The sequence below is a fragment of the Intrasporangium sp. genome (genome assembly GCF_032907665.1).
Classification (GTDB): Bacteria; Actinomycetota; Actinomycetes; order Actinomycetales; family Dermatophilaceae; genus Intrasporangium.
In genome coordinates, this window is record NZ_JAJJPG010000037.1 from 1617 (window position 1) to 14260 (window position 12644).

The 12644-nt window shown below is 69.8% G+C and carries 13 protein-coding genes; 6 read left to right on the forward strand and 7 right to left on the reverse strand.

Annotated features, from left to right (window positions below):
• The first annotated feature begins 47 nt into the window (after positions 1-47).
• Together LOY02_RS07815 and LOY02_RS07820 are read left to right on the forward strand one after the other, a co-directional pair.
• Positions 48-632, forward strand: coding sequence for a DUF3000 domain-containing protein (locus LOY02_RS07815; RefSeq protein WP_317181780.1), 585 nt, complete (start codon positions 48-50; stop codon positions 630-632).
• Positions 629-1882, forward strand: coding sequence for an HRDC domain-containing protein (locus tag LOY02_RS07820; RefSeq protein WP_317181781.1), 1254 nt, complete (start codon positions 629-631; stop codon positions 1880-1882). Before LOY02_RS07815 ends, LOY02_RS07820 begins: the two co-directional genes overlap by 4 nt.
• 137 nt (positions 1883-2019) lie before the next feature.
• Here LOY02_RS07820 and LOY02_RS07825 read toward each other — a convergent pair whose 3' ends face one another.
• The 5 genes from LOY02_RS07825 to LOY02_RS07845 form a co-directional block, all read right to left on the reverse strand.
• Positions 2020-2508 (reverse strand): pyridoxamine 5'-phosphate oxidase family protein, encoded by a 489-nt coding sequence (locus LOY02_RS07825; protein ID WP_317181782.1) that lies wholly within the window; start codon positions 2506-2508, stop codon positions 2020-2022.
• Positions 2509-2510: 2 nt separating this feature from the next.
• Positions 2511-3122, reverse strand: a complete 612-nt coding sequence (locus LOY02_RS07830) for a dihydrofolate reductase family protein (RefSeq protein WP_317181783.1) — start codon at positions 3120-3122, stop codon at positions 2511-2513.
• A 68-nt stretch (positions 3123-3190) separates the two neighbouring features.
• Positions 3191-4033 carry a helix-turn-helix domain-containing protein gene (locus LOY02_RS07835; protein ID WP_317181784.1) on the reverse strand — a complete coding sequence of 281 codons (843 nt, stop codon included), beginning with the start codon at positions 4031-4033 and terminating at the stop codon, positions 3191-3193.
• Between the two features lie 132 nt (positions 4034-4165).
• Complete coding sequence (locus tag LOY02_RS07840) at positions 4166-5665, reverse strand: FAD-dependent monooxygenase (RefSeq protein ID WP_317181785.1); 1500 nt, start codon at positions 5663-5665, stop codon at positions 4166-4168.
• A gap of 119 nt (positions 5666-5784) precedes the next feature.
• Entirely contained in the window at positions 5785-6300 is a 516-nt protein-coding gene (locus LOY02_RS07845; protein WP_317181786.1) for a pyridoxamine 5'-phosphate oxidase family protein, read from the reverse strand.
• Positions 6301-6427: 127 nt separating this feature from the next.
• Here LOY02_RS07845 and LOY02_RS07850 point away from each other — a divergent pair, with 127 nt between their 5' ends.
• Positions 6428-6892, forward strand: a complete 465-nt coding sequence (locus LOY02_RS07850) for a helix-turn-helix domain-containing protein (RefSeq protein WP_317181787.1) — start codon at positions 6428-6430, stop codon at positions 6890-6892.
• Between the two features lie 116 nt (positions 6893-7008).
• Here LOY02_RS07850 and LOY02_RS07855 read toward each other — a convergent pair whose 3' ends face one another.
• Positions 7009-7650, reverse strand: a complete 642-nt coding sequence (locus LOY02_RS07855; protein WP_317181788.1) for a dihydrofolate reductase family protein — start codon at positions 7648-7650, stop codon at positions 7009-7011.
• 116 nt (positions 7651-7766) lie between these two features.
• Here LOY02_RS07855 and LOY02_RS07860 point away from each other — a divergent pair, with 116 nt between their 5' ends.
• Complete coding sequence (locus LOY02_RS07860) at positions 7767-8327, forward strand: NYN domain-containing protein (RefSeq protein ID WP_317181789.1); 561 nt, start codon at positions 7767-7769, stop codon at positions 8325-8327.
• A 71-nt stretch (positions 8328-8398) separates the two neighbouring features.
• On the opposite strand, the gene LOY02_RS07865 is transcribed toward LOY02_RS07860, so the two are convergent.
• A complete protein-coding gene (locus tag LOY02_RS07865) occupies positions 8399-8908 on the reverse strand; it encodes a putative immunity protein (protein ID WP_317181790.1) in 510 nt (169 codons plus the stop codon).
• A gap of 168 nt (positions 8909-9076) precedes the next feature.
• On the opposite strand from LOY02_RS07865, the gene LOY02_RS07870 reads away from it, so the two are divergent.
• Positions 9077-10327: a thiolase family protein gene (locus LOY02_RS07870; protein ID WP_317181791.1), complete on the forward strand. Its 1251-nt coding sequence runs from the start codon at positions 9077-9079 to the stop codon at positions 10325-10327.
• On the forward strand, positions 10324-12459 hold the full coding sequence (locus LOY02_RS07875; RefSeq protein ID WP_317181792.1) for a 3-hydroxyacyl-CoA dehydrogenase NAD-binding domain-containing protein: 2136 nt from the start codon (positions 10324-10326) through the stop codon (positions 12457-12459). The genes LOY02_RS07870 and LOY02_RS07875 overlap by 4 nt, the downstream gene beginning before the upstream one ends.
• The last annotated feature ends 185 nt before the right edge of the window (positions 12460-12644 follow it).

A 12644-nucleotide genomic window follows, 5' to 3' on the forward strand; every position in this document is an offset into this window, starting at 1 on the left:
CGGCGCGCCCTACGGACAAAACTCACGCAGCGGCATACCCTCGACGGGTGCACACGAGAACGTTGCCGGGCAACCACGGCGCGGACTTCGCGAAGGTGCTCACTGCCCTCCGTGACGTCCGGGTGCGCTCTGACGTGCGGCTGACCGAGGTGCCCGCCCCCACGAGGATCGCCCCCTACGCCGCCGCGTTGACCGCCGACGTCATCGACCCGGCCGACGCCGAGGGGGAGCTCGCCACGGGACGGTTCGTCCTGCTGCACGACCCGGCGGGTCCCGACACGTGGAACGGGACCTGGCGCGTGGTCACCTTCGCCCGGGCCGAGCTCGAGCCCGAGCTGGCCGGCGACCCGATGCTCGGCGCCGTGGGCTGGTCGTGGCTGACCGACTCGCTCACTGGTCGTGGGCTCGGCTGGACCGCCGAGGCGGGCACGGTGACCCGGGTCGTCAGTGAGACCTTCGGTGGCCTGTCCGACCGGGGGGCCAGCGTCGAGATGGAGATCCGGGCGTCGTGGACCCCGGCCGGGGGCACGTTGACCGAGCACCTGCGCGCCTGGGCCGACCTGCTGTGCACCATCGCGGGGATCCCGCCGCTGCCCGACGGGGTCGTGCCGCTGCCCGGGCAGCGCCGGTGAGTGCTGAGCCGACCACCTCCGACGAGGCTCGGGACGGGGCCCTCGTTCCGCTCACGATGCCCAGAGAGGGAGTGCCTGACGTCATCACCGACGAGCGCGCACTGCTCCGTGCCGCCGAGGCAGTGGTCGCCGGGTCCGGTCCCGTAGGGATGGACGCCGAGCGGGCCTCTGGCTACCGCTACGGGCAGCGGGCCTACCTCGTGCAGGTTCGACGAGAGGGCGCGGGCACGTTCCTCGTCGATCCCATCGCCGTGCCCGACCTGTCGCCCCTCGACGAGGCCATCGGAGCTGCCGAATGGGTCCTTCACGCCGCCACCCAGGACCTCGTGTGTCTGGCAGAGGTCGGGCTGCGGCCACGGGTTCTCTTCGACACCGAGCTCGCGGGTCGCCTCGCCGGGCTAGCGAGGGTGGGGCTCGGGGCCATGGTCGAGCACTACCTCGGCCTACGGCTGGCGAAGGAGCACTCGGCTGTCGACTGGTCGTCCCGGCCCCTACCGGAGCCCTGGCTGCGCTACGCCGCGCTCGACGTCGAAGTGCTCGTCGATCTCAGGGAGGCGGTGCACGCCGACCTCGAGAAGCAGGGCAAGACCGGTTGGGCCACCGAGGAGTTCGCCTCGCTCCTGTCCTTCACCGGTCCCGAGCCGCGGACGGACCCGTGGCGGCGCACGTCCGGCATCCACCGCATCCGGGCACGTCGAGGCATCGGCATCGTCCGCGAGCTCTGGCTCTGGCGGGACGAGCTCGCGCGGCAGCGAGACGTCGCACCGGGTCGGATCGTCCCCGATGCTGCGATCGCCGAGATCGCCATCGCCCACCAGCGTGTCGAGCGGGTCCCCCGGAGCCTCGGCTCGTCCGACCCACGAGTCGCACGCTCGATCCGGCGGCACGAGCAGGCGCTCCTCGACGGAATCGCCCGCGCTCTCGACCTCCCCGAGGACGAGCTGCCTCCGCTGTCCCTGCCGTCCGCCGGCCCCCCGCCGCCACGCACCTGGGCCGAGCGCGACCCCGTGGCGGCAGCACGCCTGTCCCGGGCGCGGGAGCTGCTGGGAGGCCTGTCGGAGGAGCTGGCGATCCCGGTCGAGAACGTCCTCACCCCGGACCTGCTCCGCCGCTATCTCTGGGAAGGCCCTGCCGCCCCGACGACGACCGACGTCGCCAAGGCGCTCACGGAGATGGGAGCGCGCACGTGGCAGACGACGCTCGCGGCCCCGCTCATCGCGCGCGCCTGCGCGGAGCACCCCCTCGCGTGACCCGGGCGACCCGTGGAGGCCCCCGGACCGCTCGGTGGTTCTCGTATGCCGCTGGGCCGGCTCCCATGCCCACGACGGCTCGATCTCGTGCCGCAGTGGGTGTGTGTGATCCTCGGCGGGGCCCTGGTCAAGCGTCGCTAGGCGACCCGGACCCGGTGGTCGTGAGCGAGTCCGTGCAGCGAGCAAGGCTGCCGAGGCCCGCGCGGGCAGAGCACCCACACGTGAGTCGCCGTGACCCGGTAGAGGCGGTACTGCGATGAGCCTGTGACGTCCTCTCGGGTGACCGGGGTGGCGCCCCGACGGCTCGGTCCGGGGTAGCTGCCGAGTCCCCGGTCGAGGTCCGCGCCGGACAGCACATGGGCCTCGCCGGCTGCGTACACGGCGCGGCCGTGGTACGGCTCGACCGTCGAGTCGAAGACGGTGAGGCTGGTCTGCGGGCGCTGGGCGAGGTTGCGGGAGTGCCGTGCACTCGTTGCGGAGACCCAGTAGAAGTCCCACGGCTCCGCGGGCGCGAAGTAGACCGGGGAGGCCCACGGTCGCCCATCCGGATCAGCCGTGGCCAAGGTCAGGTAGCGGTTCGTCTCCAACAAGGCCCACGCATGGGCGACGAGGTCGGCGTCCGTCATCGCTACCGGCGCACCCTGAACCGGAGGTGGAGCACCCGCTCGCCCTGGATGACGACGTGGGGGTCCTCGAGCAGGTGCTGGCCTTCGATGCTGCCGAAGTAGCGCTTGCCCGACCCGAAGACCACCGGCACCATGTCCATCGCCACCTCGTCCAGGAGTCCCGCCGCGAGGATCTGGCCACCGACGTCCCCCGCGTTCACACTGACGACGCGGTCACCCGCCAGGTCCTGGGCGACGGCGATGGCAGCGGTGACCTCCTCGACGAAGTGGTAGGACGCCTCCGGGTGCCAGCCGTCGGGCTTTGGTCGGTGCGAGACCACGACGACGTGCTCGCCGGCGGGGGGGACACCCTCCCACCCGTTGACCAGGTCGAACAGGTGCCGGCCCATCACGATGGTGCCGATCGCCTCCCACAGCGGGCGGACGTACGCGGCCGAGGCGCTCGAGACGGTGAACCCGGCTCCCGAGCCGGAGTGGTCGTATCCCTCACTCCCGCCCTCGGTGATGGGCGTGTCCCCGTTGAAGTACCACTCGTGCAGTGGCCCGACGTCGTCCTTGTCGTCGGCGATGAAGCCATCGACCGACACCACACTGTGCATGATCACCGTGCCCATGGGTTCTCCTTTGCTCTCACGGTTCACCGCGATCCTGTCCTTGCCGAGGACCCCTGGCTTGTAAGAAATCAATCCAGTGGCATCGGACCTTGATCGGGTGGGAAGCCCGTGATGGCCGGGAACCGGCGGCGAAGGGCGAGGTATCCGGTCGGGGTCTGGCCCGTGAAGTCCTTGAACTCCTTGCTGAAGTGCGCCTGGTCGAAGTAGCCCGCGGCATGGGCGAGCTGAGCCCAGTCGACCGGGTGCACGGGGTCGACGGCGAGGATGACCCGGGCGAAGCGGTAGATACGGGCGACCCGCTTCGGGGTGACGCCCAGGTGGGACGTGAACTGGGTGGCCAGATGGTTGCCGCTGACTCCGACACTCTCGGTCAGTGCCCCGATCGAGACCCCACCCCAAGCGGCCTCCAAGCGACCAGCGGTGAGCCTGACCAGCTCGAGACCGCGTTTCGGTGCTGGGGCGAGCCGTGATCGCAGTTCATCCTCCAAGACGCGCAGGGTCTCCTCGGTCGAGGTCGCGGCGGCGACCTGATGGAGCAGCCGGTCCGAGGACCCTGGCCACACCGCGTCGATCGGCAGCCAGCGGTCCCGCAGCTCGCTCATCGGCAGGTCGATGAAGGACGACAGCCCCCAGGGCTTGAAGTGCACTCCGGCGACGCGCACGGCCCTCGGGTACTCGATCACGAAGCGCCTGGTCCACACACCCATGAACCAGCCGTCCGTGAACATCGCCGGCGGCACAGCGGGGTCGGGGTCGAGCAGACGAATGGGTCTGCCGACGTTGATCATCAGGTGCGCTGACGGCATCGGAGGCACGTTCAGTGTCCGGTGGCGCGGAACCCCGGTCAGACAGTAGATGTCGTCGATGAACCGGTCGAGCGGCGGTGCCGGTGTCCGGCCGATGTAGTCCACATCCAGATGGTGGCCGACGACGAGCCGCTGGCTGAACTGCTTTTCACACGCGTTTCACGCGCGCGTCCCCACGCACGAACGCGGACGCAACCGCTGCACATCATGGTCGAGAATGCAGCGACGACAGGACGGTCAGGCGGCGCCATTGGTCACGGGCGGCCCGAACCACGTCGTCAAGGCGTCGCTGAGCCCCGCCGGTGTCCCATCGCCCACCCACGCCACATGACCGTCGGGCCGGATCAGCACGGCGGCAGGAGCAGGGACGGATCCGACCACGGGGAGCACCCACGCGCCGGCCTGCCCCACGTCGACAACCTCAGCGTCGACAACCTCAGCGTCGACGACGCGGACCCGGGCCGCCCACGGGGAGATGTCGATGCTCCCTGGCTCACCGAGGTTGAGCAGCACCGGCCGGGCCTCGTGAAGCAGCTCGAAGACGCGCCGCCGCCCGTGGGCTGTGGTCAGGTCGAGGTCGGGCATGCGACGTCCGAGCAACGGGTGTCCCGCGCCGAGGTCATAGGCGACGTCGAGCCCGGACAGCAGCCCGGCGAGGTGAGCGCGTGGTCCCTCGAAGCCGAGGATCTCGGCGAACGTGTCGCGGATCGCCAGGGTTCGCGCGTCGCCTCGTTGGAGCAGGGCCTGCGCCATCACATTCGTCAGGACGCGAGCCGTGGCGGGGTGGCGTTCAGCGTGGTACGTGTCCAGGAGAGCCTCGGGCGACACGCCCTGGACGACCTGGGCGAGCTTCCAGCCGAGATTGACCGCATCCTGCACGCCCAGACCGATCCCCTGCCCTCCGGTGGGTGGATGGGTGTGCGCGGCGTCCCCGGCGAGCAGCACCCGCCCGCGACGGTAGGCGGCCGCCTGCCTGGTGGCATCGGTGAACCTCGATATCCATGACGGAGCGTGGATCCCGAAGTCCGTGCCGTACACGGCGGTCAGCGCCGCGCTGAGGTCCGTGAGCGTGGGATCGGCGGCGGAACCCACCTGCTGCTCAGTCACGACGATGCCCACCGTCTGCCCGTCCTCCATGACGTTGATCCCATGGATCCCGACGTCGTCCTGTCGGATGCCGGTGGGTACCTCCTCGGTCACCTCGACCTCCGCGATGAGGTGGCTGCGGCTCGCGTCCGTTCCGACGAACTCGATGTCGGCTGCCCTGCGGATGACGCTTCGACCACCGTCGGCCCCGACGAGGTAGGCGGTCCTTCGCCGATCGCCACCGGCGAGGTGTACCTCGATGCCCGCGTCGTCCTCGCCGAAGCCGGTGACCTCGAGTCCGCAGTGGATCGGCACCCCCAGCTCCTCGACCCAGCCGCGCAGGATCCGTTCGATCTCACTCTGCGACAAGCCCAGCGTGTACGGATGACGCGAGGGGAGCAGGTCCACCTCGAGCGCGGTGCCGGCGAAGCTCATCCCCCGGATGGCCCGCCCCTCTGCGAGGAAACGGTCGGCGATCCCGCGCTGGTCGAAGATCTCGATCGTTCGCGCGTGGAAACCGCGGGCCCTCGTGCCGAGGAGGTCCGGGGTCGGACGCCGCTCCAGGACCGCGACATCCACCCCCGCCAACGCCAGCTCTCCCGCCACCATCAGGCCAGTCGGACCTGCTCCGACGACCGTCACGTCATTCATCTCAACCCTCGATTCCCTTGGCACGACCGGAGAGTCTGGGGCACGACTGGGGCCTTGCCGCAAGTCCCCCTCTCAGCGTTATCGTGGAAGGGGCGGGGGGCTTGTGGGTCGACGCGCGGTCAGAAGCGATACTTCGTGCTCCTGGGCGCGAGTTCGTCGGTGATGCCCATCGCATAGACGATTTCGGGCGTCACGGCGTATGGACGGTAGGGCGGCGGACCGGCCACCGGGGCGGCGAAGGGGGCGTGGTAGGCCCCGTCGCGGATGACCAGTGGCCAGCCGTACTTCCGTTGGTACGCGTCTGCGATCCGCGCCAGCAGCCTCTCGTCGGTGACGAACTCGGCCCGTCCCTCGACGATGACATCGACGCCGTCGACGCGGGTGGCGAACGAGACGAGCGGGTTCGACGCAAGGTGGCGGGCCTTGGCGCGGGTGCCGTTGGTGGTCGAGACCAGCAGACCGTCGACCCACACCGCGAACACGGGACGGACATGCGGTGAACGATTGGCCCGCACCGTCGACGCCCAGTAGTCACCGGCCCTGGCGATGCGGTCGCGGACGTCGTCCCAGGGCATCACGTCGTTCGGTTCGCCGCGGATGAGGACGTTGCCGTCCCAGGTGTCAATGATGTTCACCGCGCTGGTGGGGATCCTGTCCGCCACTGCTCTCCCCTCTCCTTGGCACTTCCTTCAGGGAAGGTACAGATCAGGGAGGCTAACAGCGTTCATTCATTGAGGGAAGGGTCTCCCCTAGGCTGCGCACATGCAACGGACCCAGTTCGCGGGGATGCAGTGCTCGATCGCCCGCACGCTCGACGTGTTCGGGGAGCCGTGGACGCCGCTCATTCTGCGCGACGTATGGGTCGGGCTGACTCGCTTCGAGCAGATCCGCGCCGACCTCGGGATCTCCCCCAAGGTGCTGACCCAGCGGCTCGGATGGCTCGTCGAGAACGGCGTGCTGGAGCGGCGGCAGTACTCAGACCGTCCCCCCCGCTACGAGTACGCCCTGCTCCAGAAGGGAATCGAGCTGTGTGACGTGCTGCTGGTCATGCGGCGCTGGGGTGATCGGTGGCTGGCCGGCGACGAGGGACCGCCCGTCCTCCATCGTCACCGGGGCTGCGGACAACTCTGCGAGGCGGAGCTGCACTGCTCCGAGTGCGCCTCCACGCTGCACGTCACCGACATCGAGGTCCTGCCCGGGCCAGGAGCGGCTGTCGCCCCGGACTGAGCGCCGGACTCGGCGACCTCGGGCGCTCCAGAGGTTTCGTGTCCGCCCCAGTGCTGGCCGTCGACCCCGCGACCGGTAAGGCGCGCACGTCTGCGCAGCCGATGCCGTTCAGGCGTCTACGTTCCCGAGCCTGCCTTTCGCGTGAAGGTGAGGTGCGTGACGCCGCTGGGCGACGAGGCCGCCTCAATGTCGTAGGTTTCCTCGAGTGCCTCGAGACCGTCCCAGATGCGTACGCCGTGACCGAGCACGATCGGGACCTGGACCAGATGCATGTGGTCGACGAGCGCCGCGGCGAGGAAGTCCCGTACGACGGTCGGGCCGCCCCCGATTCGCACGTCCAGGCCATCGGCTGCCTCCCGAGCAATCTCGAGCGCCTCGGCCGGGGCGGCGTCGAGGAAGTGGAACGTGGTGCCACCCTCCATCTCCATCGACGGTCGCGGATGGTGCGTGAGCACGAAGGTCGGGGTGTGAAACGGGGGGTTCGGACCCCACCAACCCTTCCAGTCCGGGTCATCCCGCCAGCCGGGCGGGCCGAACTTGTTGGCGCCCATGATCTCGGCGCCGATGCCGTAGCCGTGGCGCTGAGCAAAGGCGTCGTCGACTCCGGCCGTTCCGCCCGCGTCCCAGAACCGAGTGGTGAACATCCACTCGTGGAGACGCTCGCCCGCATGGCCGAACGGCGCCTCGGCGGACTGCGGCTCGCCAGTGGCGAACCCATCGAGCGAGATGGACAGGTTGTGAATCCGTGTGAGTGACATCCGCGGCGCTCCTCAGCTGGTGCTTTCACATTGCGGTCGGTGCCAGGAAGGATGACGACACTCGAGCCTCCATGTCGGGGTCACCGTCGCCAACTGGCGGCCGTAGGCTCCCTCTCATGGGTGAAGATCCTCGCACTACGTACGTCCTGGTTGACGGGGAGAACATCGACGCTACTCTCGGCACCTCCATTCTCGGCCGGCGACCGCGACCTGAAGAGCGCCCCCGGTGGGAGCGGCTGCTGCAGTTCGCGCAGGAGCTCTGGGAGCAGCCAGCCACCGGGCTCTTCTTCCTCGCGGCGAACAACGAGCTTCCCATGCCCTTCATCCAGGCTCTGGTGGCCATTGGCTATCGACCCGTCCCGCTCTCCGGGGCCGTCGGCGAAAAGGTGGTCGACATCGCCATCCAGAGGACGCTGGTCGAGATTCGGCGCCGACACGCGGACGTGCTCCTCGTCAGCAACGACGGGGACTTCGTGGACCAGGTCCGAGATCTTCTCGATGGCCGGCGGGTGGGTGTCGTCGGGTTCCAGGAGTTTCGCAGCAACGCGTTCTTGCCACTCACCGCCGACGGCCTGTTCACCTTCGACCTCGAGTACGAGGTCCAAGCGTTCAAGGAACGGCTGCCGCGGGTGCGGATCATCCCCATCGACGACTTCGACCCCGCCGACTTCCTGTAGTCCCGGACCCTCGACCCAAGGCCGAGGAGGCGACACGCGGCGCATGGACGCGCCCTGTGGCCGTCGGTGTCTCAGTCCTCGAAGACAGACCAGCAGATGGAGTTTCGACGAACCTCATCCTCGAGGACGAGTGCTCTTATCTGTTCGGGCAACTGGCTGCGCTGCCAGTCACGCTCACGCCGCCGCGCGTGGACGTTGCTCGGATCCGCTGCCTGAGCGGCCTTGATCGCGTAGGCGGCGGCACCCAGATCGTGCTCGGGGACATGTCCCACGCAGGCCGCTTGGCCGGCGGCGTAGGCGGCGAACCGGGCAGCTCCTCGCAGCGGCCGGGCGGCACCCATCGCGTGGCCGCCTCGGGCTCGCGCGTCCATCATCGTCATCTCGCCGGCGGCCCAGGCGCGCGCCGCATCGATCGCGTCCCGAGGACGGGTATCCGACTGCTGCTCCGCCTCGAACAGATTCAGGACATGCTCGGCACACGCGGCGGCCCACAGCGCCAGGAGCTGGTGGTCGGCATCGCGGAGCAGTCCGCCACGACGGATCGTGATCATGCGCGGGTCGCGGACCTTGGGCAGGATCATGCAGACAGCCTGCCAGTCCCCATGCGGCACCGCTCGCGTCGAGCCCGCACCGGCGCTCCCACCACAGCGACGCGGGTCTCGTGAGAACTGTCACCCGCCCGGTATCTTCGGCCCGAAGTTACTGGGCAGTAGGATCGTGGGGAACGTTCCCTGCCCCTAGGAGGCACCGTGCCCCGCCAGCTCAATGAGGTCGTCTTCGTCGACGGCGTCCGAACGCCGTTCGGCAAGGCGGGTGAGAAGGGCGTCTACGCCCAGACCCGTGCCGACGACCTCGTCATCCGCTGCATCCGCGAACTGTTGGCTCGCAACCCCTCCCTGCCCAAGGACCGCGTCGAGGAGGTCGCCATCGCGGCCACGACGCAGATCGGCGACCAGGGCCTGACCCTCGGGCGCACCGCTGCTCTGCTGTCCGGCCTGCCCACGACGACCCCGGGCTACTCGATCGACCGGATGTGCGCCGGCGCGATGACAGCGGTGACGACCACGGCGAGCTCGATCGCCTTCGGCGCCATGGACGTCGCCATCGCCGGCGGCGTGGAGCACATGGGGCGCCACCCGATGGGCGAGAGCGTCGACCCCAACCCACGCATCCTCGCCGAGAAGCTCGTCGACCCCGACGCCCTCGTCATGGGCAAGACCGCCGAGAACCTCCACGACCGCTTCCCCAGGCTGACGAAGCAGCGCGCGGACGCGTTCGCCGTGGCCAGCCAGGAGAAGCTGGCCAAGGCCTACGCCAACGGCAAGATCCAGCCTGATCTCGTCCCCGTTGCCGTCCGGCACTCCGAGCTGGGCTGGGGCCTCGCGACGGCCGACGAGCCCCCACGACCCGGGACGACCCTCGAGGACCTCGCGGCCCTCAAGACGCCCTTCCGGCCGCACGGCAACATCACCGCCGGCAACGCTGCCGGCCTCAACGACGGGGCCACGGCCTGCATCATCGCCTCCGAGTCGGCCGCCGCCGAGCTCGGCCTACCGGTCCGGATGCGCCTCGTCGCCTATGCGTTCGCCGGCGTCGAGCCGGAGGTCATGGGCGTCGGACCGGTTCCTGCGACCGAGCGGGCCCTCGCCAAGGCGGGTCTCACGATCGAGGACATCGGCCTCTTCGAGCTCAACGAGGCGTTCGCCGTCCAGGTCCTCGCCTTCCTCGACCACTTCGGCATGGCCGACGACGACCCCCGCGTCAACGAGTACGGCGGGGCCATCGCCGTGGGTCACCCGCTGGCCAGCTCCGGCGTGCGCCTCATGAACCAGCTCGCCCGCCAGTTCGAGGAGCACCCCGACGTCCGCTACGGGCTCACGGCGATGTGCATCGGTCTCGGCATGGGCGGCACCGTCATCTGGGAGAACCCACACCACGCCGACTACCGGAGCGACCACACCACGTCCGTCGCCGCGGCCGCCAAGGAGGACGACAAGTGACCGCCACCACGCAGACCGCCGCGGCTCCAGCTTCCGTGGGCTCCGGCGACGAAGTCGTCACGCACAGCCTCGTCCGCGACGTCGCAATGCCCGGCGGGGCGGGGACGCTGGCGCTCGTCACGCTGGACAACGGCCACGACCACACCAAGCCCAACACCTTCGGCGCGAAATCCATTGCGGAGCTGCACGCCGCGATGGACGCACTACGGGCCCGCGCCGAGGCCGGTGAGGTCGCCGCCGTCGCGGTGACCGGCAAGCCGTTCATCTTCGCCGTCGGCGCCGACCTCACCGGCGTCCCCCTCATCACCGATCGCAGTCAGGCCGTGGAGGTGGCTCGCGCTGGTCACGCGGCGTTCGCCGCCTTCTCCGACCTGCCGGTGCCGACCTTCGCGTTCGTCAACGGCGCCGCCATGGGCGGCGGTGTGGAGCTCGCCCTCTCGGCCCAGTACCGGACGATCAGCGCCGGAGTTCCGGCCGTGGCTCTGCCTGAGGTGTTCCTCGGCCTGGTGCCCGGATGGGGTGGCTGCTGGCTGCTGCCCAACCTCGTCGGGGTCGAGAACGCCCTCACGGTGATCATCGAGAACCCGCTGTCGCAGAACCGGATGCTCAAGGGTCCCGAGGCCTTCCGGCTCGGCCTGGCCGACGCCCTCTTCGAGCCGGCCGAGTTCCTCGAACGCTCCATCGCCTGGGCAGCCGACGTCCTCACCGGCGCGGTCACCGTGGAGCGTGCGGCGGTCGACCGCGACGAGAGCCTCTGGGCCGGAGCGATCGCCACGGCCAAAGGCCTGGCCGACGTCAAGACCGGCCGCCAGGCCAGGTCCCCGTATGTCGCCCTCGAACTCGTCGCGGCAGCCCGCACGGCCTCGCGGGACGACGGCTTCGCCGCGGAGGACGAGGCCCTGGGTGACCTCATCATGAGTGACGAGCTGCGCGCCGGTCTCTACGCCTTCGAGCTGGTCCAGAAGCGGGCCAAGCGTCCCGCAGGAGCACCGGACAGGAAGCTGGCGCGCCCCGTGAGCAAGGTCGGCATCGTCGGCGCCGGCCTCATGGCGAGCCAGCTGGCTCTGCTCTTCATCCAGCGGCTCCAGGTGCCGGTCGTCCTCACGGACATCGACGACGAGCGGGTGGCCAAGGGCGTCGGCTACGTCCACGCCGAGCTGGACAAGCTGGCCGGCAAGGGCCGGCTCGGCCCCGATCGCCTGAACCGCTACAAGGCGCTCGTCACCGGTTCCACGGGCAAGGACGGCTTCGCCGACGCCGACTTCGTCATCGAGGCCGTCTTCGAGGAGATGTCGGTCAAGCAGCAGGTCTTCGCCGAGGTGGAGGCCCTCGTGTCACCGGAGTGCGTCCTGGCGACGAACACCTCGAGCCTGTCGATCACCGAGATGGCCAGCCGACTCGAGCACCCTGAGCGGGTCGTCGGCTTCCACTTCTTCAACCCCGTGGCGGTCATGCCCCTCCTCGAGATCATCCCGGGCGAGAAGACCGACGACGCCACGCTGGCCACGGCCTTCGCGGTGGGCCGAGACCTGAAGAAGACGTGCATCCGCGCCTCGGACAGCCCGTCCTTCATCGTCAACCGCCTGCTCGGACGGTTCATGGGCGAGGCGACCCGGATCCTCGACGAGGGGACGCCGATCGAGGTCGTCGACCGGGCGTTCGCCGGGCTCGCCCCGATGCCGCCATTCGTCCTCATCGGGCTCGTCGGGCCGGCCATTGCGCTGCACAACGGCGAGACGCTCGTGCGCGCCTTCCCGGACCGCTTCTACGCCTCCCCGACGCTCCAGCGGATCGTCGCGGCGAAGAAGCCGGGGTTCTACGACCTCAGCTCGGGCAAGCCGGTCCTCGACCCGGAGGTGGCCGAGCTCATCGAGAAGCCCGCCGAGCCGGTCGTCCTCGACGTGGCCGCGGTACGCGAGCGGGTCCTGACGGTCCTGGCGGACGAGGCCCGACGGATGCTCGACGAGGAGGTGGCCCAGTCGCCGATGGACCTCGACCTCGCGATGATCACCGGCGCCGGCTTCCAGTTCTGGAACGGCGGGATCACCCCGCTCCTCGACCGCACGGGCGTCGCGGAGAAGGTCACCGGGCACCGCTTCCTGCCCCCGGGACTGTCCACCCTGCCCGCCTGACGGCGGAGGGATGCGGCCGTATGCCGCTGGGCTCGCTCCCGGCCCCGCGCTCAGGAGACGCGGGGCTGGGAGCGGCTGAGCGGCATACGGCCCATGCGTCCTCCCGACGAGCTGCTCCCGACGAGAACTGCACGGTTCGCCGGATGTCGGGACCTTCGACCCTGTGCGCACCGTCCGAGGCTGTG

Excerpts from the sequence above, each read along its gene's own strand:
- LOY02_RS07865 (WP_317181790.1), bottom strand. The coding sequence starts at position 8,908 with ATGATCCTGCCCAAGGTCCGCGACCCGCGCATGATCACGATCCGTCGT.
- LOY02_RS07825 (WP_317181782.1), bottom strand. The coding sequence starts at position 2,508 with ATGACGGACGCCGACCTCGTCGCCCATGCGTGGGCCTTGTTGGAGACG.
- LOY02_RS07855 (WP_317181788.1), bottom strand. The coding sequence starts at position 7,650 with ATGTCACTCACACGGATTCACAACCTGTCCATCTCGCTCGATGGGTTC.
- LOY02_RS07840 (WP_317181785.1), bottom strand. The coding sequence starts at position 5,665 with ATGAATGACGTGACGGTCGTCGGAGCAGGTCCGACTGGCCTGATGGTG.
- LOY02_RS07850 (WP_317181787.1), top strand. The coding sequence starts at position 6,428 with ATGCAACGGACCCAGTTCGCGGGGATGCAGTGCTCGATCGCCCGCACG.
- LOY02_RS07860 (WP_317181789.1), top strand. The coding sequence starts at position 7,767 with ATGGGTGAAGATCCTCGCACTACGTACGTCCTGGTTGACGGGGAGAAC.
- LOY02_RS07830 (WP_317181783.1), bottom strand. The coding sequence starts at position 3,122 with ATGGGCACGGTGATCATGCACAGTGTGGTGTCGGTCGATGGCTTCATC.